This is a genomic window from Paraburkholderia heleia NBRC 101817 (genome assembly GCF_000739775.1).
Lineage (GTDB): Bacteria > Pseudomonadota > Gammaproteobacteria > Burkholderiales > Burkholderiaceae > Paraburkholderia > Paraburkholderia heleia.
This window is the reverse complement of record NZ_BBJH01000006.1, coordinates 209334-233136: the sequence shown is the minus strand read 5'-3', so window position 1 is coordinate 233136 and position 23803 is coordinate 209334. Positions and strand designations below refer to the sequence as shown.

General features: G+C 66.6%; 16 protein-coding genes. 11 read left to right on the top strand and 5 right to left on the bottom strand.

The window, feature by feature from the left end; all coding sequences use genetic code 11:
• Window positions 1-9: 9 nt before the first annotated feature.
• A complete protein-coding gene (locus tag BHE01S_RS06675) occupies window positions 10-1200 on the bottom strand; it encodes an acyltransferase family protein (RefSeq protein WP_042261852.1) in 1191 nt (396 codons plus the stop codon).
• Between the two features lie 199 nt (window positions 1201-1399).
• Here BHE01S_RS06675 and BHE01S_RS38370 point away from each other — a divergent pair, with 199 nt between their 5' ends.
• The 4 genes from BHE01S_RS38370 to BHE01S_RS06660 all read left to right on the top strand — a co-directional run bounded on the left by BHE01S_RS38370 (window position 1400) and on the right by BHE01S_RS06660 (window position 6511).
• On the top strand, window positions 1400-1543 hold the full coding sequence (locus BHE01S_RS38370; RefSeq protein WP_165822883.1) for a hypothetical protein: 144 nt from the start codon (window positions 1400-1402) through the stop codon (window positions 1541-1543).
• A gap of 265 nt (window positions 1544-1808) precedes the next feature.
• Window positions 1809-2699, top strand: coding sequence for a UTP--glucose-1-phosphate uridylyltransferase GalU (gene galU / locus BHE01S_RS06670; RefSeq protein WP_042262135.1), 891 nt, complete (start codon window positions 1809-1811; stop codon window positions 2697-2699).
• 364 nt (window positions 2700-3063) lie between these two features.
• Window positions 3064-4701: a S53 family peptidase gene (locus BHE01S_RS06665; RefSeq protein WP_042262133.1), complete on the top strand. Its 1638-nt coding sequence runs from the start codon at window positions 3064-3066 to the stop codon at window positions 4699-4701.
• A 136-nt stretch (window positions 4702-4837) separates the two neighbouring features.
• On the top strand, window positions 4838-6511 hold the full coding sequence (locus BHE01S_RS06660; RefSeq protein ID WP_042261851.1) for a S10 family peptidase: 1674 nt from the start codon (window positions 4838-4840) through the stop codon (window positions 6509-6511).
• A gap of 37 nt (window positions 6512-6548) precedes the next feature.
• Here BHE01S_RS06660 and BHE01S_RS06655 read toward each other — a convergent pair whose 3' ends face one another.
• Window positions 6549-7073 carry a nucleoside 2-deoxyribosyltransferase gene (locus BHE01S_RS06655; RefSeq protein ID WP_042261850.1) on the bottom strand — a complete coding sequence of 175 codons (525 nt, stop codon included), beginning with the start codon at window positions 7071-7073 and terminating at the stop codon, window positions 6549-6551.
• Window positions 7074-7387: 314 nt separating this feature from the next.
• On the opposite strand from BHE01S_RS06655, the gene BHE01S_RS06645 reads away from it, so the two are divergent.
• The 7 genes from BHE01S_RS06645 to recD all read left to right on the top strand — a co-directional run bounded on the left by BHE01S_RS06645 (window position 7388) and on the right by recD (window position 21684).
• Entirely contained in the window at window positions 7388-8629 is a 1242-nt protein-coding gene (locus tag BHE01S_RS06645; protein ID WP_084068620.1) for an NAD(P)/FAD-dependent oxidoreductase, read from the top strand.
• A 333-nt stretch (window positions 8630-8962) separates the two neighbouring features.
• The gene (gene ugpA, locus BHE01S_RS06640; RefSeq protein ID WP_042261844.1) at window positions 8963-9844 is read left to right on the top strand and encodes a sn-glycerol-3-phosphate ABC transporter permease UgpA; all 882 of its coding nucleotides are present in this window, start codon (window positions 8963-8965) and stop codon (window positions 9842-9844) included.
• Between the two features lie 13 nt (window positions 9845-9857).
• On the top strand, window positions 9858-10703 hold the full coding sequence (ugpE, locus tag BHE01S_RS06635; RefSeq protein ID WP_042261843.1) for a sn-glycerol-3-phosphate ABC transporter permease UgpE: 846 nt from the start codon (window positions 9858-9860) through the stop codon (window positions 10701-10703).
• Window positions 10704-10728: 25 nt separating this feature from the next.
• The gene (locus tag BHE01S_RS06630) at window positions 10729-11805 is read left to right on the top strand and encodes a sn-glycerol-3-phosphate import ATP-binding protein UgpC (protein ID WP_042261841.1); all 1077 of its coding nucleotides are present in this window, start codon (window positions 10729-10731) and stop codon (window positions 11803-11805) included.
• A gap of 239 nt (window positions 11806-12044) precedes the next feature.
• Window positions 12045-15629: an exodeoxyribonuclease V subunit gamma gene (recC, locus tag BHE01S_RS06625; protein WP_245639654.1), complete on the top strand. Its 3585-nt coding sequence runs from the start codon at window positions 12045-12047 to the stop codon at window positions 15627-15629.
• Complete coding sequence (recB, locus tag BHE01S_RS06620) at window positions 15626-19462, top strand: exodeoxyribonuclease V subunit beta (RefSeq protein ID WP_042261837.1); 3837 nt, start codon at window positions 15626-15628, stop codon at window positions 19460-19462. Before recC ends, recB begins: the two co-directional genes overlap by 4 nt.
• The gene (gene recD / locus BHE01S_RS06615; protein ID WP_084068618.1) at window positions 19459-21684 is read left to right on the top strand and encodes an exodeoxyribonuclease V subunit alpha; all 2226 of its coding nucleotides are present in this window, start codon (window positions 19459-19461) and stop codon (window positions 21682-21684) included. The genes recB and recD overlap by 4 nt, the downstream gene beginning before the upstream one ends.
• Window positions 21685-21766: 82 nt before the next feature.
• On the opposite strand, the gene BHE01S_RS06610 is transcribed toward recD, so the two are convergent.
• The 3 genes from BHE01S_RS06610 to BHE01S_RS06600 all read right to left on the bottom strand — a co-directional run bounded on the left by BHE01S_RS06610 (window position 21767) and on the right by BHE01S_RS06600 (window position 23780).
• Entirely contained in the window at window positions 21767-22192 is a 426-nt protein-coding gene (locus tag BHE01S_RS06610) for an organic hydroperoxide resistance protein (RefSeq protein WP_042261835.1), read from the bottom strand.
• Window positions 22193-22472: 280 nt separating this feature from the next.
• Window positions 22473-23039 (bottom strand): TetR/AcrR family transcriptional regulator, encoded by a 567-nt coding sequence (locus tag BHE01S_RS06605; RefSeq protein ID WP_042261834.1) that lies wholly within the window; start codon window positions 23037-23039, stop codon window positions 22473-22475.
• A gap of 105 nt (window positions 23040-23144) precedes the next feature.
• Window positions 23145-23780 carry a LysE family translocator gene (locus BHE01S_RS06600; RefSeq protein ID WP_042261832.1) on the bottom strand — a complete coding sequence of 212 codons (636 nt, stop codon included), beginning with the start codon at window positions 23778-23780 and terminating at the stop codon, window positions 23145-23147.
• Between the last annotated feature and the right edge of the window lie 23 nt (window positions 23781-23803).

The following is a 23803-nucleotide window of genomic DNA, read 5'->3' as shown; positions in this document are numbered from 1 at the left end:
ATCAACCGATCAAGCCCTGACACCCCGCTTCCTGAGCCGGGCAGCGGCGTCAAGAGCAGGCTTCTCGAAGAGCCGATAGAACACCCATGCAACAGGAATCACGCCGAGCGTAAACCCAAACGAAGGCCAGATCGAAGTCTGCAGCTCGGAGCGAAACAACAGCGACCCGAGCAGCACAAAGAGCGGCAAGTGAATGAGATAGAGCGAATAGCTGAAGTCACCGATTTTGGAAAACAGCGACTGCAGCACGCCGGAAGCAGCAGCAGCGGGCCGCGCAAGCGCCTTGACGAGATAGCAGGCAAACGCACAGGCCCAGAGCTGAAACGCCCCGAACTGCCCGAAGTGAAACGCCACACAACCGCCCACGGCGAACAGCGCCGCAGCAGGATAGGCAAACCGGAACCCGGAGGAACCACGCAAACGCACTTCGGCGATCCACGCGCCGAGCATCCACGAGAACCAGTACGACGTGAAGACGACGATGTCGTGCCGCTCCAGCGTCAGCGCGGATACGACATTAATGAGGGCCACGGCGGCGAGCACGACATTCAGTCCGAAACGGCGCCGCGCAGCGAAAAGCAACGGGTACAGCAGGTAAAACTGCACTTCGAGCGAAAGGGTCCAGAGCGCGCCGTTCGAACCATACGTCTTACCGGCCACGCCCTGCAGCGAAAACAGGTTCACGAAGAAGTCGCGCACCCCAATCTCGTTGATCTTGTGACTCACGGGAAACAGCGAGAGGCTGACCGAATCCACAGCCAGCGTGAGCAGCAACGCGGCGAGCAGTACCGGATAGATGCGCACGAAGCGGCGAAGCCAGAACTGCCGCGCGTCGAGCCGGAAATCGGGGTTCGAAAAAAGCCGCGCCGCACCGCTGCGATGAATGCAATAGCCGCTGATGACGAAAAAAATCGGCACGCCCGCCGATCCCCAGGCAATAGGAAACGTCAGCCACGCCGCAAGGGTACCGGGGCTCGCGAGGCTGGCGTGCAACTGGTGGAACGCGCCCATGCCGATCCACGTGACCTGGCGGCAATGGAAATACGCCACCAGCAGGGCCGCAAAGCCGCGCAGGGCTTCGATCAGATGCTCGCCGGCAAGCTCGCGGGCCCCGGCCGCAGGCCGCGCCCCCGTGGCAGTCGCGGCGGCGGGCAGGGCCGATGCAGGCGGCATGGCGGTTTGGAGTACGGGATCGCTCATCGGTATCGGCCGGTCCTTGGGGAGAGTATCCGGCGATCTTAAGGGCGCGCGCGCGAGGGAAATAAGCAAAATATTTTCGAAATGTATTCATGCGAACATGGGAAATGGAGAAATAAATGAATGGAAAAACAAAGCGGTTTATTTATCGGATTCGAAATGCTAGTTTGAGTGTGATCGACTATGGTCGCTGGAGAATCCGATGAACCTGCACTTGCTGGCCGGCGTGGCCGTGCTGTTGATACTCGTGGCGGTGTCCGCGTATCGCGAGGCGTTGCGCAATGAGCCCATCCGGCGCGCACGCACGCGCTCCGGCGCCTTGCCGCCCGTCGACGAAGCGGAGTAGACTGCACGCGAACCAGCCGCGTCATTGACACAAGGCGGAGCAGGAAATTCGTGCCGATCTGACTGGGATTATTCGATATGAATGGCAATAATTTCCGCTGTTATGCTGGATGCGCGTAATCCGAATTTATTGGCCTTTTTTTATTCATTAAAAGGCGCTAGACAATCTCATTCAACACAAGACTCTGCCACGGCAGAACCTCGGGGAAGTCGGCTTGCCTCGCTGCGAGACCGAGACTCAAACGAACGATCTGGGAATGGACATCATGCTGAAAGTAACCAAAGCGGTATTTCCTGTTGCAGGCCTTGGGACGCGCTTCTTGCCCGCCACCAAGGCGAGCCCGAAGGAAATGCTGCCGATCGTCGACAAGCCGCTCATTCAGTACGCGGTGGAAGAGGCGATCGCCGCGGGGATTACCGAAATGATCTTCGTGACCGGCCGCAGCAAGCGCGCGATCGAAGACCATTTCGACAAGTCGTACGAGATCGAGTGCGAACTCGAAGCCCGCAACAAGCAAAAGCTGCTCGACGTCGTTCGCAGCATCAAGCCAGCCAACGTGGATTGCTTCTACGTGCGCCAGGCCGAAGCGCTCGGTCTGGGCCACGCCGTGCTGTGCGCGGAAAAGCTCGTGGGCGGTTCGCCGTTCGCCGTGATTCTCGCGGACGACCTGCTCTACAGCCCCACGCCCGTCATGAAGCAGCTCGTGAACACGTTCAATCACTATCACAGCTCGGTAGTGGGCGTCGAATCGATCGCGCGCGAAAACAGCGCGTCGTACGGCATTGTCGATGGCCGCGAGTGGGAAGAGGATGTGTTCAAGCTGTCGGGCATCGTCGAAAAGCCGGCGCCGGAAGTCGCGCCGTCGAACCTCGGCGTGGTGGGCCGCTATGTGCTGATGCCCACGATCTTCGAACATCTGCGCGCGCTGAAGCCGGGCGCAGGCGGCGAGCTTCAGCTCACCGATGCCTTGCAGTCGCTGCTCACCGACGAACAGGTGCTTGCGTACCGCTATATGGGCACGCGCTTCGACTGCGGCAGCAAGCTCGGCTACCTCAAGGCGACGGTGGAGTTCGCGCTGCGCCATCCGGAGGTCAAGGACGAGTTCGAAGCGTATCTGCAAACGCATCTGCCGGCGGCGCTGCCCGCTGCGGCATAAAACTCCATAGCGGCACAACCACGCTACGGGGTGCTTCAAGCGCGCGGGCCCGGTGCCCGCGCGCTTTTCGCCCATCTCGCATCGCCTCCCCAACCCTCCGCGCGATCTGGCCTTCCCGTGTCCCCGGCACGCCTTTGCAATCGTCACCGGTGTATAACGGTTCTGGCGGGCATGCCGAATGCGCACAACGCGTCGTTTGCGCTCGCACTGCGTGGCGGGCCGCTCGTGCGGCGGCCATGCCGCGTGAATATTCCAACGATTCCATACGGCATTCCGGGCCGGTTTGGCGCGCGGAACTCCCGTCATTCAAAGCGTGTCCGAAGGCCAGAATCCGGACACGCGCTTCATGGAGGAGCAACCGGCCATGACGAGGCACCTTCCCTTGGCAGGCAGTGAACATCCCGCGCCCGCTGGCGCGCAGTGCGTCGGCGCTTGCGATCCGGCGGAGCGCTTCACGATCGTGCTGATCCTGCGGCGTCAGGCGTCGGCCGAGTTCCACGAACTGGTGGACCGGCTCACCGCTAACGATCCCGCCGCGCAGCCGGTTTCCCGCGAGGACTACGAGCAGCGCTTTGGCGCCAGCGCCGCCGATATCGAGCGTGTCAGGCAGTTCGCGAGCGTGCATGGGCTCACCGTGGATCAGACCGATGCCTCGGCGCGCCGCGTCGTGCTCTCGGGCACCGTGCAGCAGTACAACGCCGCCTTCGGCATCGACCTGCAGCGATTCGAGCATCAGGTCGGCAAAACCACGCATCACTTTCGTCAGCCGAGCGGCCCGGTGCATTTGCCGGAGGACATGCTCGAGGTCATCACTGCCGTGGTGGGGCTCGACAGTCGCGCGAAGGCCCAGCCGCACTTTCGCATTGTGCCGACGAGTCTGGCCAATGCGCCGGCAGACGCGCCCGGCGCACCTGGTGCGTCCATTCGCCCGCCAATCCGCGCCGCGCGCGCGGTGACCCGATCGTTCACGCCTTTGCAGCTCGCGGAGCTTTACAACTTTCCCGCGGGCGACGGCAGCGGCCAATGCATTGCGCTCATCGAAATGGGCGGCGGATACGACGCGGCGGATCTCAGCGCGTATTTCAAGGAGTTGGGCGTGAGCGCGCCGCGCGTGGAGGACATCTCCGTCGATCAGGCGACGAACGCGCCGACGGGCGACCCCAACGGCCCCGACGCCGAAGTCACGCTCGACGTGGAGATCGCCGGTGCGCTGGCGCCGCGCGCGCTCATCGCCGTGTACTTCGCGCCGAACAGCGAGGCGGGTTTCGTGGATGCCGTGAGCGCCGCGCTGCACGACAGCCAGCGTAAGCCTTCAGTCATCTCGATCAGCTGGGGCGCGCCGGAGTCGGCGTGGTCGCAGCAGACGCTCGGTGCGCTGAACGACGCGCTGCAAACGGCTGTCGCACTCGGCGTGACCGTGTGCGCGGCTTCGGGCGACAGCGGCTCGTCGGACGGCGCGAGCGATGGCGCCGATCATGTCGACTTTCCCGCGTCGAGCCCTTATGCGCTCGGCTGCGGCGGCACGCACATCGCGGCGTCGAACGGACGCATCTCGCAGGAAACCGTGTGGAGCGAGGGCGAAAACGGCGCGACCGGCGGCGGCGTCAGCGCGACGTTCGCGCTGCCGGACTGGCAAAAGGGCCTGCGCGTCGTGCGAGGCAGCGGCGGGGCCGGTGCGCTGGTGCGGCGCGGCGTGCCCGACGTTGCCGCCGACGCCGATCCCGCCACGGGCTACGAGGTGCGCGTGGCCGGTGCGGATACGGTGGTGGGCGGCACGAGTGCCGTTGCGCCGCTGTGGGCGGCGCTGATCGCGCGCATCAACGCGGCGCGCGGCACGCCCGTGGGCTTCGCGAACGCGAAGCTCTATGCACAGCCGGGCGCCTTTAACGACGTGACAAGCGGCAGCAATGGCGACTTCTCGGCGGCGCCGGGCTGGGACGCCTGCACGGGCCTCGGCACGCCGGTGGGCAGCAAGGTGGCAACCGCGCTCGGCTCGGCGTAGGATGAGCGCGGCGCGCCGCCGCGACGCGAAGTGGGCACGAAAGGCAAGCGGCGGGCGCGATGCGGGTTGCATGAGAGGTTGCATTCGAAGTTGCATTCACTGTCTCAAACGCGAACACACAGAAAGTGGAGACGACATGAACGACGAAGCGCAGTCCACCAGGGGCAACGGCGGCACTCAAGGGGCCAGTCCCGCGGGCGGCAACGGCAAGCATCGCTCGCAGGCCGACCAGCCGTGCTTCGATCCCACCGCTTACGGCAACGGGCCCGACGACTTCGTCACCGACGTGACGGAGAACGCCGCGATCACGCATCACGCCATCCAGATCGGCAAGGAGGTCATTGCTTATACGGCGACGGCGGGTCACCTCGTGACCGTCGATTCGAGCAGCTCGCAGCCCAACGCGAGGATCTTCTACGTGGCGTTCACGAAGGACGGCGCGCAGGCGCAGGACCGTCCCGTCACGTTCTTCTACAACGGCGGCCCGGGCTCTTCTTCGGTGTTCGTGCTGCTCGGCTCGTTCGCGCCAAAGCGCATCAAGACCTCGATGCCGGGCTTCACGCCGCCCGCGCCCTATACGCTCGAAGACAATCCGGACAGCCTGCTCGACAAGAGCGACCTCATCTTCATCAATCCGGTGGGCACCGGCTATTCGGCCGCGATTGCGCCGCATCACAATCGCGATTTCTGGGGCGTGGACCAGGACGCCGATTCGCTCAAGCAATTCATCAAGCGCTACCTCACGGCGAACGATCGCTGGAATTCGCCCAAGTTTCTCTATGGCGAATCGTATGGCACGGCACGTAGCTGCGTGCTGGCCTACCGGCTGCACGAGGATGGTGTGGATCTGAACGGCATCACGCTGCAGTCGTCGATTCTCGATTACACGCAAAGCGGCAATCCGGTGGGCGCGCTGCCCACGGCGGCAGCCGATGCGTGGTACCACAAGCGTCTTGGCGTGACGCCCGCGCCGACCGACTTGCAGGCGTTCGCCGCGCAGGTCGCGCAATTCGCGCGCACCGATTATCTGCAGGCGCTCTCGAAGTTTCCCGATCCGAGCGACAAGAGCATTCCGGCGACGCTCAAGACCTTGTCGCAATACACGGGCATCGACACGCAAACGCTGGAGTCGTGGAATCTCGACATCGCCTCGTACGACAGCCGCGGCAATTCGCTTTTTCTGACGACGCTCCTGAAGGACAAGGGCGTGGCGCTCGGTTCGTACGACGGCCGCGTGACCGCCATCGACACGGGCATTGCCGGCAACATCGACCCCAACTCGGGCGGCAACGATCCCACCATGACGGCAGTGAGCGGCGTCTATACGGCGATGTGGAACAGCTACCTGAACGAGCAGCTCAAGTTCCGCACGAACTCGTCGTTCACGGACCTGAACGACCAGGCGTTCAAGAACTGGAACTTCGGCCACATCGATCCGACGGGGGCGCAAAAGGGCGTGGACGCGCAGGGCAATATCGTGCTTTACACGGCCGGCGATCTCGCGGCGGTGATGGCGCTGAATCCGGATTTGCGCGTGCTTTCGGCGAACGGCTACTACGACTTCGTCACGCCGTTCTACCAGACCGTCATCGACCTGCAGAAGATGCCGCTTCTCGACCAGAAGGTGCGCGACAACCTGAGCGCGCGCTTCTATCCCTCGGGGCACATGGTGTATCTCGACGCCGGCTCACGCACGGCGCTCAAGGCCGACCTCGCGAAACTCTATCAGGTCGCCGTGACGGACCGCCCCGCAGTGGCGCGCATTCGCGCGCTCCAGCGCATGAGCACGATGAGCGCCATGCATCATTGAAATGATTGCTGGCGCCGGCGCACGCGTTTGCACGCGGTCATGGCGTGCGTCCTTGCGCCATGGCTTCGAGGCACGCGCGCGCGTCGCCCTGCACGAGACGCGCCGCGCACGCGATCATCAGGTTCCTGGCCAGGCCGAAATCTTCCACCAGATAGCCGCGTTCGCACACGCGCCCCTGCGCGTCGGGCACGGAAGGCACGCGTTCGATGAGCGTGCCTTCGTCGGATGAATAGGCCCAGATTTCCTTGCCTAGCGCGGCCGCGTAGCCGATCTCGAAGGCGGTGCCGGAGTCGGGCTCGCCGGGGCCGCGAAAGTCGTTCACATTCGCCATCACGATATCGGCGGCGCGGATCGATTCGACGTTCGCGCGATAGATCCACGCAGCCTTGCGCGGGCCGTCGAGGTCCGCGGGCGCCTGCGCGTCGAGTGGATAAACGCCCTCGAAGCCGAATTCCGCACACGCGGCGACGAGGCGTGCGCCGTGCTCGAGCGCGTCGCGGCGGAAGACGTCGAAGCCGGCGAGATACACGCGCGGGCGGCGGGGCGCTGGGGTCGAATTCATGGCGTGCGGTTCTCCAATGCAGGGGGGCGTCGGGAGTGAGTTCGATGATTCTAGCGCCAGGCCTGCTCAACGAGGTTTGGTGCTCCTTCGAAGTCCAGAGCGATATCCTCATGCCTGCGCCGGACGATCGATCGCGTCTTCGACCAGGCGCGGCGTGCACCTGCAAACCATGAGATGATCTCGATCCTGGCACGGCGGACGGCGCGGGCAAGCTCATTGGCGCGACGGTTCAGGCGCGCGTATGAGTCGTGGCCGCCGATGCGCGCCATGCATCCATTAACGTTGCAGCAAGCGGGAAAATGCGGGGGGCGGACATGCAGGAAAACGGCGGCACGGTGGTGATCGTTGGGGCAGGGCATGCAGGCGGCAACGCCGCGGCGCTGCTGCGGCAATATGGGTTCGGCGGCCGCGTCGTGCTGGTCGGCGAAGAACCGGTGCCGCCTTATCACCGGCCGCCGCTCAGCAAGGCCTACTTGAAGGGCGAGGCCGACGTCGAGCGGCTGTGGCTCAAACCGCGCGCGTTCTACGACGAGCAGCGCATCGAGCTTGCGCTCGGCGCGAGCGCGCAGTCGCTCGACCGCGCGAGCCGCACGCTCACGCTCGCCGACGGCAGCCAGCTTCAGTACGACAAGCTGATTCTCGCCACCGGCTCGACGCCGCGCGCGTTGACGGTGCCGGGCCACGATCTCGCCGGCGTGGTCGCGCTGCGCTCGCTCGCCGACGCGGATATGTTGCGCGAGCGCGTGAAGCCGGGCGAGAAGCTCGTGGTGATCGGCGCCGGCTATATCGGCCTCGAAGCGGCAGCGGCGGCGCGCCAGCTCGGCCACGAGGTCGCCGTACTCGAAGCCGCGCCGCGGGTGCTGGGCCGCGTGACGGGCGAGACCGTTTCCACCTTCTATGCGAACGAACATCGCGCCCAGGGCGTGGACCTGCGCCTGAACGCGAAGATCGAGGCGCTCGTGGGCGAGGGCGGCAAACTGGCCGGCGTGGAGCTGGCGGACGGCGCGATCGTACCCGCCACGCTCGCACTGGTCGGCATCGGCATCCTGCCGAACGAGGCGCTCGCGAAAGCGGCGGGCATTACGTGCGCCAACGGCATCCAGGTGGACGACGACGCGCGCACGAACGACCCGGACGTCTTCGCGATCGGCGATTGCGCGTACCGGCCGCTTGCGCACTATGGCCGCGCGGCTCGCCTGGAGAGCGTGCACAATGCGGTGGAGCAGGCGAAGCTCGCGGCCGCCGCGATCGTCGGCAAGCCGCGTCCCGCGTGCGACGCGCCGTGGTTCTGGTCCGATCAGTACGACCTCAAGCTGCAGACGGTGGGCCTGCTCGAAGGCTATGACGAGGCCATCGTGCGCGGCGACCCCGGCGCGCGGCGCTTCGCGGTGTACTACCTGAAGGAGCGCGCGCTGCTCGCGGTCGACGCCGTCAATTCGATGCCCGATTTCCTGTGCGGCAAGAAGCTCGTGGGCAAGGGCGTGAAGCTCGATCTCGATGCGCTGCGCGATCCGGCCACGGACATGGGCAAATTTGCCGCGGCGGCGCTCGCCTGAGCGGCAGTCGAACGATGAAGTCAGGGGGCGGTGACGTCCCCGCTCTTTTCGCGGTCGGGATACGCCGCGCGCCGGATCGTCACTCCCCGCAGCCCGATCGCCCGGTGTCTGCCTGTGCCGATCCCGCTCCCGGCGCCGCAGCGCGGCCGCCAGTCCCGCGCTTTGACCCGCGCTTTGGCCCGCGCTTTGGCCCGCATTGTCACGAGTCTCGGCTAGAATGCGAACGCGGCGCCGCCCACGGGGTGGCCAAATCAGCGATTCAATTCGATCAACACGCCGCGTGAGCTGGTGTTCGCGCCTGTCCGAACGCCGCCACTCGAGGAGAGTGACGCAATGGAACAACGCTCCCGTTTTGGGGCGAGCCTGCTGCCGTACCTGCTCGTCGGCCCGCAGCTTGCGGTGACCGTGATCTTTTTTCTATGGCCGGCCGGCGTGGCGCTCCTGCAGTCCACCCAGGCCCAGGACGCCTTCGGCACGTCGTCCGTCTTCGTCGGCTTCGCCAACTTCACACGGCTCCTGCACGATCCGCTGTATCTGGCCTCGGTCCAGACGACGCTCGTGTTCACGGCGCTCGTCACGTTCGGCGGCCTCGCCATTTCGCTGCTGCTGGCCGCCATGGCGCACCATGTGACGCGCGGCAAGCGCTTTTATCAAACGTTGCTCATCTGGCCGTATGCGGTTGCGCCCGTCATTGCCGCCGTGTTGTGGGGCTTTCTGTTCAACCCGAGCATTGGCCTCGTGACCTTTGCGCTCGCACGCCTGGGCGTGACATGGAATCACGCGCTCAATCCCGGCCAGGCCATGACGCTCGTTGTGATCGCATCGGTCTGGCAGCAGATCAGCTACAACTTCCTGTTCTTCTACGCGGGCCTGCAATCGATTCCGCAATCGCTTTTCGAGGCGGCCGCCATCGACGGCGCGGGCCCCGTGCGGCGCTTCTTCGGCATCGCGTTCCCGCTGCTTTCGCCCACGAGCTTCTTTCTGCTCGTGGTGAACGTGGTCTACGCGCTCTTCGACACCTTCCCCGTGATCGACGCCGCAACGGGCGGCGGGCCTGGCCAGGCCACGCGCACGCTCGTCTACAAGATTTTCGACGAGGGCTTTCGGGGGCTCGACATCGGCAGCTCGGGCGCGCAGTCGGTCGTGCTGATGCTGATCGTCACCGCACTCACGATCTTCCAGTTCCGCTTCATCGAACGCCGGGTGCAGTACTAGGGGCTGCTTACCTATGGTAGAGAACCGCAAATACTTCAACCTGTTCTGCCACGTCATGCTGCTGCTCGGGGTGGCGGTGGTGGCTTTCCCCGTCTACGTGGCGTTCTGCGCCGCCACGATGAACGAGAAAGAAGTCTTCTCGGTGCCGCTCTCGCTCGTGCCGGGCACCCATCTGTTCGCGAACATGGCGACCGTGTGGAACGTGGGCACGGGCAGCGCGGCGAGCCCGTTCGGCGCGATGCTCATGAACAGCGTCATCACGGCGCTCGCGATTTCGGTCGGCAAGATCGCCATTTCGATCATCTCGGCCTATGCGATCGTGTTTTTCCGCTTTCCGTTCCGGCGCCTCGCCTTCTGGCTCATCTTCGTGACGCTCATGCTGCCCGTGGAAGTGCGCATTTTCCCGACGGTGCAAGTCGCGGCCACGCTGCATCTCACGAACACTTACGCGGGCCTCACGCTGCCGCTCATCGCCTCGGCCACGGCCACGTTTCTGTTCCGCCAGTTCTTCCTCACGCTGCCCAACGAGTTGATCGAGGCCGCGCGCATCGACGGCGCGGGGCCGCTGCGTTTCTTCTGGGACGTGGTGCTGCCGTTATCGAAAACGAACATCGCGTCGCTGTTCGTCATCACCTTCATTTACGGCTGGAACCAGTATCTGTGGCCGATTCTCATGTCGAGCACGGCTTCGATGACGACCGCCGTGGTGGGTATCAAGAGCATGATTTCGAGCGGCGACGCGGCCACGCAATGGCATCTCGTGATGTGCGCGACGATGATCGCCATGCTGCCGCCGCTCGTGGTGGTGCTGGCCATGCAGCGCTGGTTCGTGCGCGGCCTCGTGGACGTGGAGAAATAAGCATGGATGCAATTCGGGGGAAGGCATGGCGGCATTGAGCATACGGGGCGTCACGAAGTCGTACGACGGGGCGCAACAGGTGTTGCACGGCATCGACGTGCAGGTGGCGGACGGCGAATTCCTGGTGCTCGTCGGCCCGTCGGGCTGCGGGAAGTCCACGCTGCTGCGCATGGTCGCGGGGCTGGAGACCATCACGGCGGGCGAGATCGCCATCGGCGGGAAAGTGGTCAATCGCGTGGAGCCCAAGGATCGCGACATCGCCATGGTGTTCCAGAACTACGCGCTTTATCCGCACATGACGGTCGCGCGCAACATGGGCTACAGCCTCAAGCTGCAGGGCCTCGACCGCACGACGATCGAGGCGCGCGTCGCGGCGGCCGCCGAAATCCTGGAACTGGGCAAGCTGCTGGAGCGCAAGCCGCGCGAGCTTTCGGGCGGCCAGCGTCAGCGCGTGGCGATGGGCCGCGCGATCGTGCGCGAGCCTTCGGTGTTCCTGTTCGACGAACCGCTCTCGAATCTCGACGCGAAGCTGCGCGTGCAGATGCGCCTTGAAATCCAGCGTCTGCATGCGCGTCTGCGTACGACGAGCCTGTACGTCACGCACGACCAGATCGAGGCGATGACGCTCGCGCAGCGCGTGATGGTGCTCAATGGCGGACGTACGGAGCAGATCGGCACGCCTGGCGAGGTGTACGACCGGCCCGCTTCGATGTTCGTGGCGAGCTTCATTGGCTCGCCGGCCATGAACCTGCTGCGCGGGCGCGTGAGCGACGACGGCGTGCGCTTCGAAATCGCGGACAACGGGCCGCATCTGCCCCTTGGCGATGCGCCGGCCTGGTTGCCGAAGGGCGCCGAGTGCGTGCTGGGCGTGCGGCCCGAGCATATGCACGCGCGCGGCGCCAACGAGCCGGTGACGCTCGAAGTCGAGACGTGCGAGCTGCTCGGCGCGGACAACCTCGCGCACGGCCGCTGGGGCAGCGCGGATGTGGTGGTGCGCCTGCCGCACGAAACGCGGCCCACGCCCGGCGAGCGGCTGGCGGTGCACTTGCCGCCGGCGCGCCTGCATTTCTTCGATCCGGCTACGGGCAAGCGTTTGGGCTAGGGCCTGCCGGTGCCAACACGGCGGCCTGCGCGCGAAAGCGGTGCTCACCGCGGTCCCGATTGTCGTAAACTGTCGCATCGCGTGGGCGCACTGCCGCCTGCGCCATTCGTATCGGCAAGTATCGGCAAGTACCGGCACCAAACACGAACAGGCGACATGGCCGCAATTCCTTTTCTCCGCTTCCTCGCCCCATCTGCCCAACCCGCGCGTAACGTCTGTCAGGCGCGCCGGAGCCTCGTTTGAGCGCGCGCGACCTGCCCACCGGGCTGATGCTCGTTCACGGCAATCAGCCCGAGCGCATGCGCGACCTGATCGTGAGCTGGATCCGCCAGAACCCGATCGCGCCGCTCGAAAAGGAAATGTTCCTCGTGCAGAGCAACGGTATCGCGCAGTGGCTCAAGCTCGCGTTTGCCGCCGATCCCGAGGAGGGCGGCTGCGGGATCGCGGCGGCGTTCGAAATGTCGCTGCCGTCGCGTTTCCTGTGGCAGGTGTATCGCGCCGTGCTCGGCAACGAAGCGGTGCCCGCGGTCTCGCCGTTCGACAAGTCGCGCCTCGTCTGGCGTCTCATGCGCATGCTGCCGGCGCTGCTCGACGAGCCGGGCTATCAGCCGCTCAAGCGCTTCATGGCCAACGACGAAGACCAGCGCAAGTGCTTCCAGCTCGCGCAGCGCGTGGCGGATTTGCTCGACCAGTACCAGGTCTATCGCGCCGACTGGCTCGCCGCGTGGGCCGCGAACGAAGACGTGCTGATCGATGCGCGCAATGCGCGCATGCCGTTGCCCGAGGAGGCGCGCTGGCAGGCGGCGCTCTGGCGCGCGCTGCTCGTGGACGTGAGCGCGCAGGCGCCAGACGGCATCGGCCTGCGCGACACCGGGCGCGCCGCCGTGCACGAAGCGTTCATGGCGCGCGCGCAGTCGTGGCAGGAGGGCGACGCACGGCCGAAGGGCTTGCCGCGCCGGCTCGTGGTATTCGGCATTTCGAGCCTCGCGCGCCAGTCGGTGGAAGTCCTCGCGGCGCTCGCGCGCTGGAGCCAGGTGCTGATGTGCGTGCATAACCCCTGCATGCACTACTGGGCCGACATCGTCGCCGACCAGGACCTGCTGCGCGCACGCCACGCGCGCCAGCGCCGCCGCGCGGGCGCGCCGGACCAGCTCGACGAGGCGCAGCTGCATCTGCATTCCCAGCCGTTGCTCGCGGCCTGGGGCAAGCAGGGGCGCGACTTCATCGGCCTGCTCGACGAATACGATAGCGACGAAGCGCGCGAGACGTACACGCCGCATTTCACGCGCATCGGCCAGCGTATCGATCTGTTCGACGGCGAGGATGCGCTCACGCTGCTCTCGCAGTTGCAGGACGACATTCGCGATCTGCGGCCGCTCGGCGAGACGCGCGAGCATTGGGAACCGGTCAATGCGCAGGAAGACGAATCCATTCGCTTTCACATCGCGCACAGTGCGCAGCGCGAAGTCGAGATCCTGCACGACCGACTGCTCGCCGCGTTTGCGGCGGACCCCACATTGCGTCCGCGCGACGTGATCGTGATGGTGCCCGACATCGAGGTCTACGCGCCGCATATCCAGGCGGTGTTCGGCCTGCTCGACGGCAACGACCCGCGCAGCATTCCGTTCAGCGTGGCCGACCGGGCGCAGCGCGCGTTCGACCCGCTCATCGGCGCGCTGGAAATGCTGCTTGCGCTGCCGTACTCGCGCGTGAGCGTGAGCGACGTGCTCGACCTGCTCGAAGTGCCGGCCGTGCGCGCGCGCTTTGGCATCGGCGCCGAAGACGTGCCCACGCTGCGCAACTGGATCGACGGCGCGAATATCCGCTGGGGCCTGCATGCGGACCAGCGTGCGAGTCTCGGGCTCCCCCAGGCCGACGAACTGGGCGCACCCAACAGCTGGGCGTTCGGTTTGCGGCGCATGCTGCTGGGCTACGCCGCGGGCGAACGGGCGGGCGCATGGCGCGGCATCGAACCGTACAGCGAAATCGGCGGGCTCGACGCCGCGTTGCTGGGTCCGCTCACGCGCCTCGTGGATGCGCTCGACCACGCGTGGCGCACGCTGCGCGAGCCGGCGACGGTGCCCGTGTGGTGCGAGCGTCTGCGGGCGTTGAAGGCGGCCTTTTTCGCGGCGCAGGACGAAGACGCCTACACGCTGGACCGACTCGACGGCGCGCTCGAAACGTGGCGCGAGGCCTGCGACGAAGCCGCGCTCACGCAGACCTTGCCGCTCGCCATCGTCGCGGAGAACTGGCTCGCGGCGCTCGAAGGCGGCGGCCTCTCGCAGCGCTTCTTCGCGGGCGCGGTGACCTTTGCCACACTCATGCCGATGCGGGCCATTCCGTTCCGGCGCGTGTGTCTGCTCGGCATGAACGACGGCGACTATCCGCGCAGCCGCACGCCGCTCGACTTCGACCTCATGCGGCGCGACTATCGCCCCGGCGACCGCTCGCGCCGCGAAGACGACCGCTACCTGTTCCTCGAAGCGCTGCTCTCGGCACGCGACCATCTGCATGTGTCGTGGATCGGGCGCAGCGTGACCGACAACACGCCGCGTCCGCCTTCGGTGCTCGTCGGACAGTTGCGCGATCATCTAAAGGCCGGCTGGCGGCTCGAAGGCGGCGAAGACAACGATGGCGACGCGCTGCTCGATGCGTTGACCATCGAGCATCGCCTGCAGCCGTTCAGCCCGGACTATTTTCCGCCGCGCCCGGAAGAGGCGGCGCTCTACACGTATGCTCACGAGTGGAGCAAGCCCGCACGGGTGCGGCCTGCGGCTGAAGCGAACGCCGAAGTCCTTGCGCCGCCCGAACGCGACGAGCCGCTGTCGATTCGCGAGCTCGGCGAATTCCTGCGCGAGCCGGTTCGCAACTTCTTCCGGCAGCGTCTGCGCGTGGCCTTCGAAAGCGAGGACGCGGCGAGCGAAAATCACGAGCCCTTCGAGGTGGATGCGCTGCAGGCGTGGCAACTCCAGGGCGAGCTGATCCGCGCGCAGCGCCTCGCGATGGAGCGCGGCGAAGACGATCTCGAACCGGCCGCGCTGGCGCGCCTCGAACGTATGCATCGCAGCGGCGACCTCGCGGCCGGCGGCTTTGGCGAGGTGATCGGCGCAGAACTGCTCGCGCCCATGCCCGAGCTGTTTGCCGAATATCGCAAGGCGCTCGCGCGCTGGCCCGAGCCGCTCGAGCACCAGTACGAAATTCGTCTCGATGCGACGTTGGAAGGCCGCGTCGTTTCGCTCGACGACTGGCTCGACGATTTGCGTGCGGGAGCGGACGGCGCACTCGGCCGCGTGATTCTGGAGCCGGGCACGCTCGTGAAGGACAGCCGCTATCGCAGCGATCGCCTCGTGCCCTGGTGGGTCGCGCACGTGGCCGCGCAGATCGCGGCCGGGCCGGTGACCACGGTGATCGTCAGCAAGGTGGGCGTGGCGGAGTTCGCGCCGCTCGACGCGCAGGTTGCGCGCGACTATCTGCTCGCGCTGCTTGCCGCATGGGACGACGGTGCGCGCCGGCCCTTGCCGCTCGCGGTGAAGACCGCGTTCGCATGGCTGCGCAAGCTGCCCGATCCCTTCGACGGCACGCGCGCGATGGTGCCTGCCGAAGCATGGGAAGCCGCACGCGCGGCCTACGAGGGCAATGGCCGCACGCCCGGCGAATGCGAGACGAATCCGTATTTGCGCCGCGCTTTCCCCCATTTCGAAGCCCTCGTTGCCCACGACGATTTCATGACGCTCGCCACGACGCTGCTGCTGCCGGTGAGCCGCGCGCCGCTCGCGTCGTCGCGTGCGAAGCGGGCCTCGAACGAGGCAGGGGAGGCGGCATGAATGCGCTCGGGAACATGGCTGCACAGGTCCTGGAGCCCCTGCGCTTCCCGCTTTACGGCAGCCGCCTGATCGAAGCGAGCGCAGGCACGGGCAAGACCTTCACGATCGCCATGCTGTACGTGCGCCTCGTGCTGGGGCACGGCGCGCTCAACGCGGCAAGCGGCGAAGCGGATGTCGATGACGAGGCGCGCACAGCGGGCCGCGCGCTCACGCCGCCCGAAATTCTCGTCGTGACCTTCACCGACGCGGCGACGAAGGAGCTGCGCGAGCGCATTCGCGCGCGCCTCATCGAAGCCGCCGATTGCTTCCGCGTCGAGCCTGAAGACGTGCCCGAGCGCGAGCCGGGAGAGGACCTGTTGCACGATCTGCGCGAGGACTACGCGCCGCAGCAGTGGCCCGCGTGCGCGCGCCGCCTGCAACTTGCGGCCGAATGGATGGACGAGGCCGCGGTTTCGACGATCCACGGCTGGTGCAATCGCATGCTGAGCGAGCACGCGTTCGACAGCGACAGCCTCTTTTCGCAGACGCTCGAAACCGACCAGACGGAATTGCGCGCCGAAGTCGTGCGCGACTACTGGCGCACCTTCATGGCGCCCCTCGACGCGGCGAGCGCCGCCGAAGTGAGGGCGTGGTTCGCGAGTCCCGACGAATTGCACGATACGTTACGCGGGCTGCTCGCGCACGCCGATCGCTTGCCCGCTGCATGCGAGCCCGGCGCGGCGCTCGCAGAGGCCCGCAAGCGCGCGCGCGACGAACTCGAAACGCTGAAGGCGCCGTGGCGCGTCTGGATCGACGAAGTCGAAGCGTTGCTGGGCGCGGCGCGCGCAGCGAAGCAGTTCGACGCCAGAAAGCTCAATTCGAAGCACAGCGAAACATGGATCGGCAAGCTGCGCGACTGGGCCAACGATCCCGAATCCGCGCATCCGGGCTTCGACGACAAGGCGGCCGTATGGACGCGCCTCACGCCCGCGGGCCTCGCCGAGATCTGGGTGAAGGGCGAGCCGCCCCAGCATGCGGCCTTCGTGGCGATGGAAAGCTTGCGCGAGTCGCTGGCTGCGCGGCCCGAGGCGAAACAGGACCTGCTGTGCCATGCGGCGCGCTGGGTGGCAAAGCGCTTCGAGCAAGAGCAGGCGCGCCGCTCGCAAATGGGCTTCGACGATCTGCTCACGCGGCTGCGCGCGGCGCTGCTGCGCGAGAACGGCCCGCGTCTCGCAGAAGTCATCCGCAAGCAATACCCGGTCGCCCTGATCGACGAGTTTCAGGACACCGATCCGGTTCAGTACCAGATCTTCGACGCGATCTATCGTATCGCCGACCATGACACCGGCACGGCAATCGTCTTGATCGGCGATCCGAAGCAGGCGATCTACGCGTTTCGCGGCGCGGACATCTACACCTATCTGCGTGCGCGCCGTGCCTGTGAAGGGCGGCTCTATACGCTCAGGAAAAATTTCCGCTCGACGCGCGCGATGGTCGAGGCGGTGAACCGTTGCTTCGAGGCGGCGGAATCGCGGCCCGAGGGCAGCGGCGCGTTTTTGTTTCGCAGCCCTGATAGATGCGAAAATGCATTGCCGTTCGTCGCTGCCGATGCGCATGGACGGCCCGAGGAGCTGGTAGCAGCCGGTGCGGCGCTGCCCGCGCTCAACCTCTGGTGGATGCCGCCTCCCACGGATGGCAAGCCGCTCAGCAAGGGCACGTATCTCGCGGGCATGGCCGGCAGCTGCGCGACCGAAATGGTGCGCCTGCTCAACCTCGGCCAGCAGCAGGCCGCGGGCTTCTCGGGCGAACGTGGCATGCGGCCGTTGCAGCCCGCCGACATGGCGGTGCTCGTCAACAACCGCGGCGAGGCGCAGGCAATACGCGAAGCGCTGGCCGCGCGCGGCGTGCGCAGCGTCTATCTCTCGGACCGCGACTCGGTGTACCAGACGCCGCAGGCCGAAGAACTGCGCTTCTGGCTCGCGGCCTGCGCCGAGCCCGACGACGGCCGCCTCGTGCGCACGGCGCTCGCCACGCCTACGCTCGGGCTCGCATGGGCCGAACTCGATCGGCTCGGCCACGACGAGGTCGCGTGGGAGTCGCGCGTGCTGCAGTTCCGCGAGTACCGCGAATGCTGGCGCAGGAAGGGCGTGCTGCCGCTGTTGCGGCGCTTGTTCAACGACTTTCACGTGCCGCAGCGCTTGCTTGGCGAAGCGGCCGGCGCGGGGCTCAATGGCGAGCGCGCGCTCACCAACTTGCTGCATCTCGCCGAACTGCTGCAACAGGCGAGCACGCAGCTCGACGGTGAGCACGCGCTGATCCGCTATCTCGACGAGCAGCGCGAAGACGAAAGCGCGGGCGGCGGAGGGGACGCGCGCCAGTTGCGTCTGGAAAGCGATGCGGGACTCGTGCAGGTGGTCACGATCCACAAGTCGAAGGGCCTCGAATATCCGCTCGTGTTCTTGCCGTTCGCGTGCGCGCACCGCGCCGTCAAGCCCGACGACGTGCCCCTCGAGTGGCACGACGATGATGGCGAACTGCACGTGACGCTCGAGGCCGACGCGCGCGTGCTGCGTCAGGCCGATCGCGAGCGCCTCGGCGAAGATCTGCGCAAGCTCTACGTCGCACTGACGCGCGCGCGTTACGCGACGTGGGTCGGCTATGGCCCGGTGCAGGGCGTCGAGGCGAGCGCGTTGGGTTATCTGCTGGGCGGCGGCGTGGCCATGCCTGCTGAGGAAACCGAAGCATTACTCGGTGCGTTGCGCGGCCCATGCGCAGACATCGCCGTCGCGCCCGCTCCCGAAGCAAGCCGCGACGTGCTCGCGCTGCGCGACACCGGCGCCGTGCGCGGCGAGGCGCGCACGCTCGTGCCGCGCGAGCGCGAACGCTGGTGGATCGCGAGCTATTCGAGTCTCAAGACGCTCGAAACGTCGATCGGTTCGGGTGTTCCTGTCGAAGCGGACGCTGCGCGCGGCGCGCCCGACACGCGCAGCGAGGACGTGTTCCTCGAACTGCTCGAGGCGAGCGTGCCGCCCGCGGACGACGAAGCAGTCGCAAGCGCCGGCCAGACGCTCGTCGCACCCGCGCTTGCGCCGATGCACGGCTTCGAGCGCGGCGCGGACGCGGGCACCTTCCTGCACGAACTGATGGAATGGGCCGCCAACGAAGGCTTCGCCGAAATCGCGCGGGACGAAGCGCGCGTGCGCGACATGGTCGCGCGGCGCTGCAGCGTGCGCGGCTGGTCGCACTGGATCGACACGCTCACGGCCTGGATGCTGGAGATGGTGCGCACGCCGCTGCGCCTGCCGGACATCGAAGGCGAAAGCGTCGCGCCCGTGGCGTTCGCGCAGTTCGAACCCGGCGCGTATATGGCCGAACTGGAATTCTGGGTCACGGCGCATGCCGTCGATACGCTCGCAATCGATGCGCTCGTCACCGAATTCACGCTGGATGGCGAGGCGCGCCCCGCGCTCGACGCCGCCACGCTCAACGGCATGCTCAAGGGTTTCATGGACCTCGTGTTCGAACACGAAGGCCGCTATTACGTGGCCGACTACAAGTCGAACTGGCTCGGCCCTGACGATGCGTCGTACACGAGCGCGAAAATGCGCGCGCAGATCCTGCATTCGCGTTATGAGCTGCAATACGTGCTTTATCTGTTCGCGCTGCACCGGCTGCTCAAGGCGCGTTTGCCCGACTACGACTACGACCGCCACGTGGGCGGGGCCGTGTATCTCTTCCTGCGCGGCGGCCGTGCGCCGGGGCAGGGGCTGCATTGCGAGCGGCCGCCGCGTGAACTGATCGAACGACTCGACGCGCTCTTCGCGCGTCGCAACGCGCTGGAGGACGTGGCATGACGAGGCGCCGCACGAAAGGGCAGGACGGCCTCACCGGCGACTTGTTCGAGAATCTGGACTTGCCCGACGCGGTGCCGGAACGGAGGCCAGGCGCCGCGCGCGAAACGGCCGTGCAGATGCTCGGCGTGCTCGACAACTGGGTCGAGCGCGGCTGGCTGCGTACGCTCGATGCCGCATTCGCGCGCTTTCTGTGGACCGAAGCGCCGCACAGCCCGCCGTTGTTGCTGCTGGCGGCGGCGCTTGCGAGCCATCAGCTTGGGCGCGGTCACGTGTGTCTGGACTTGAAGGCCACGCTGGAAGACCCGGCGTTCGCGCTGTCCCTGCCGCCGGACGGGCCGCAAGTGCTGGCCGCGGTGCCGGCGCAGCCTCCTGCCGAAGTGCTCGCGGGCGTCACGCTCGCGCAATGGCGCGCGGCGCTCGCGGTGCCCGATCTGGTGAGCGAAGAGACATCGGCCACCGACGTCGCACAAGGCAACACGCCGCTCGTGCTCGCGGGCACGCGGCTCTATTTGCGGCGCTACTGGCAATACGAGCAGGACGTGCGCGAGGGCATCGAGCGCCGGCTCACGCGCGCCGCACAAGTCGAAGCCGCGCTGCCGCTCGATATCGCGCGCGCGGCGCTCGATGCGCTGTTCCCGCCGCGTAACGGCGAGGCACGAGCCGCTCAGGCTGCGCGCGCCGCCGACTGGCAGAAGCTCGCCTGCGCGCTCGCCGCGCGCAGCGCGTTCAGCATCGTCACGGGCGGGCCGGGCACGGGCAAGACGACGACGGTCGTGAGACTGTTGGCACTCCTGCAGACACTCGCACTCGGGCACGCGGGGCAGGGGACGCGTGCGGCGCGGCCCTTGCGCATCCGGCTTGCCGCGCCCACCGGCAAGGCCGCGGCGCGTTTGAACGAATCGATTGCGGGCGCGGTGGAGCGGCTGCCGTTCGATGCACTGCAGGCACACGTCGACGCCGTGGCGCTGCGCAATGCGATTCCGACCGTCGTGACCACATTGCATCGTGTGCTCGGCACGCGGCCCGGCAGCCGGCGCTTCAGGCACGACGCCGCGAATCCGCTGCCCGTGGACGTGCTCGTGATCGACGAGGCCTCGATGGTCGACCTCGAAATGATGGCCGCCGTGCTCGACGCGCTGCCGCCCTCCGCGCGGCTCATCCTGCTTGGCGACAAGGACCAGCTCGCATCGGTCGAGGCTGGGGCGGTGCTGGGCGAATTGTGCGACCGCGCGCGCGAAGGGCACTACATGCAGACGTCGCGGGCATGGCTCGAAGCGGCCACGGGCGAGCGCATCGACGCGGCCATGCTCGACGTGCACGGCCTGCCGCTCGACCAGGCCATCGCGATGCTGCGCGAGAGCCATCGCTTCGCATCGGAAAGCGGCATCGGCGCGCTGGCCGAACGCGTGAACATGGGCGATGCGGTGGGTGTCGCGAAGATCTGGGCACGGGGCTACGAGGATCTCGCGCGTCTCGTGTGTCCTGCCGACGATGACGGCCCGTTGCGTTCGCTGATCGTCGATGGCCGCGTGGGCGAACACCGTGCCGCGCACGCGCAGCGCCGGGGCTATCGCCACTACCTCGAAACGATGCGCACGACCCGGCCCGCGCCCGGCGCGACGCCCGAGGCACTGTCCGGCTGGGCCGCCGGCGTGCTCGAGGCGCACGGCGCGTTTCAGCTGCTTTGCGCGCTGCGGCGCGGCCCGTGGGGCGTCGAAGGCCTGAACCGCCGCGTGGCGCGCCTGCTGCACGAAGAGGGGCTCATCGACCCGCACGGCGAGTGGTACGCGGGCCGGCCCGTGCTCGTCATGCACAACGACTACGAGCTTGGGCTCATGAACGGCGATATCGGCATCGCGCTGGAACTGCCCGTTGGGGCGGCCGAGCCGCGCGTGCTGCGCGTGGCCTTCCCGGCCGGCGACGGCTCGGGCGGCGTGAAGTGGGTCTCGCCGAGCCGGCTGCAGGGCGTGGAGACGGTGTTCGCGCTCACCGTCCACAAATCGCAGGGCTCGGAGTTCGCGCACGCGGCGCTCGTGCTGCCCGATACCTACAGCCCCATTCTCACGCGCGAACTCGTCTACACCGGCATCACGCGTGCGCGTTCGTTCCTCACGCTCGCGGTGCCCGAAGGGCGCTCCGTGCTCGATCGCGCAGTGCTCGCCAAGGTACAGCGCGCAAGCGGCCTCATGGCGGGACTCGCGCGCGACGCTCAGGCTGCGTGAACGAGCGGCAAAAAGGCCGAGGGCCGCTTTGGGCGGCCCTCGACTCGTGGTTGCGTGCTGCGTGCCGCGTGTTGCGTGCGGTTTAGACGATGGTGAGCGTCACGTCGATGTTGCCGCGCGTGGCGTTCGAGTACGGACACACGATATGTGCCTTGTCGACGAGCGCCTGGGCGGCCGCGCGATCCATGCCGGGCAACGAAATCTTCAGTTCGACTTCAATGCCGAAGCCATTCGGAATCTGGCCGATGCCGACATTGCCGGTGATCGAGACATCGGCGGGAAGCGCAATCTTGTCGCGCGCCGAGACGAATTTCATCGCGCCGATGAAGCATGCGCTGTAGCCCGCGGCGAAAAGCTGCTCGGGGTTCGTGCCGTCGCCGCCCGCGCCGCCGAGTTCGCGCGGCGTCGTGAGCTTGAGGTCCAGGTGGCTGGCGGGGATGACGGCACGGCCATCGCGGCCGCCGGTGACGTTGGCTTCGGCGCGGTAGAGGACTTTTTCGATCGACATGACAGGCTCCTTTGAGCAAAGACGGTTCGTTGAAGGTACGGCGGAGTACGACACTCAATTTAGTGGTGCAAGGCGACAACCCTGTGCACCAGGGTCCAGCAGAAGAGCAGCGCTTGCGAATTTCCGGCCGTCAATTTTTGCATTCTATCTATCATCAGATAGATTTTCGGCCATCGAAACACGTTCATGATGCTCCTCCTTCTAGCTATCTATCGGAAGATAGAATTCGCGGCCCAATAAAAGAGGCGGCTAACCGCCCCGTCTTCCGGGCAAGAATACGTTACTGAGCCACGCGCCACATGGCTTCGACATCTTCGAGGCGCGACTTCGTATGGAACAGCCGGCTCGCCAGCACGCTGCCCTGTAAGGCCGCGAACAACGTACGGGCCGAGCTTTCCGGCTTGCCGCGCACGACCAGCGTGCCTTCTTTCGCGCCTTGGGCCAGCACCTCGGCCAACCAGCTTTCGTTGGCGCGGAAGAACGCCTGCACAGCCTGCCGCACGGTTTCCGGTAGCGACTCGATATCGGCCGCCAGCATGCCGCATAGACAGATCTGGTTGCCGTCGCCCAGCGTCTTGCCGAAGAGCCGCGTGTACGTAGCGAGCTTTTCGCGCGCCGGCAGCGCCGCGTCGATCGATTGCAATCCCGCCATGACTTCGCCGCTGTACTGGCTCACCGCTTCGAGCACCAGGTCGTCTTTCGACGGGAAGTAATAGTGGATGCTCGACGTTTTCACGCCCACCAGCTCTGACAGGTCGCGGTAGCTGAAGCCGTTGTAGCCGCGCAGCATCATGAGCGTGATGGCGTGATCGAGAACCTGCTCCCGGACGGTCAACTTCGTGTTCATGGGCTCCAATTTATCTACTGGAAGATAGATTGTCAAGCGCTTCGTGAAAAAATTCCGGTGTGCCGGGCGCGACGCGACCTCCTGGCCGCGTCCGGCGGGGTGACGTCAGATCCCGCGATGCCCGGCGCCGAAAATGAGGCGCAGGCCCAGCGCCCCGATCGCGCCGGCCGCAATGCGGTCGATTCCGCCCTTGGCGCGCAGATAGAGATCGCGCGGACGCTGGCTCGAAAAGCACAGCGCGACGACCGTGTACCAGCCGGTTTCGATCGCGAAAACGAGCGGCGGCAGCGCGAAGTAGCACCACAGCGGCGGGTTATGCGGCAGCAGCGCGACGAAGATGCCGCCGTAGGCGATGGCCGTTTTCGGGTTGCTCAACTGGGTGGTGAGGCCGCTCCAGTATGACTTGCCGGGGCGCTCGCCCGGTACGGCCGTCCTGCTCATCGTGACCGGCGAGCCGGCGCCGCGCCAGATGCGCGAAGCGATGTAGAGCAGATAGGCGCCGCCTGCGATCTTGAGCGCGGCATACAGCCAGGCAACGGTGGCGAGCAGGGTGTAGAGCCCGGCGAGCGCGATACCCGCGAAGCAGATCGCACCCGTGCCCATGCCTAGCGCGGTGGCGACGCCGTCGCGGCGCGACAGACCGATTGCGTTGCGCGCGACGAGCACGAAGCTCGGACCAGGGCTCATGGCCCCGAGTAGAACAGCGAGGAGAATGCTGGCGACGGCGGCGAGGGGAGACATGCTGGCGGCTCCATACGGGCGGG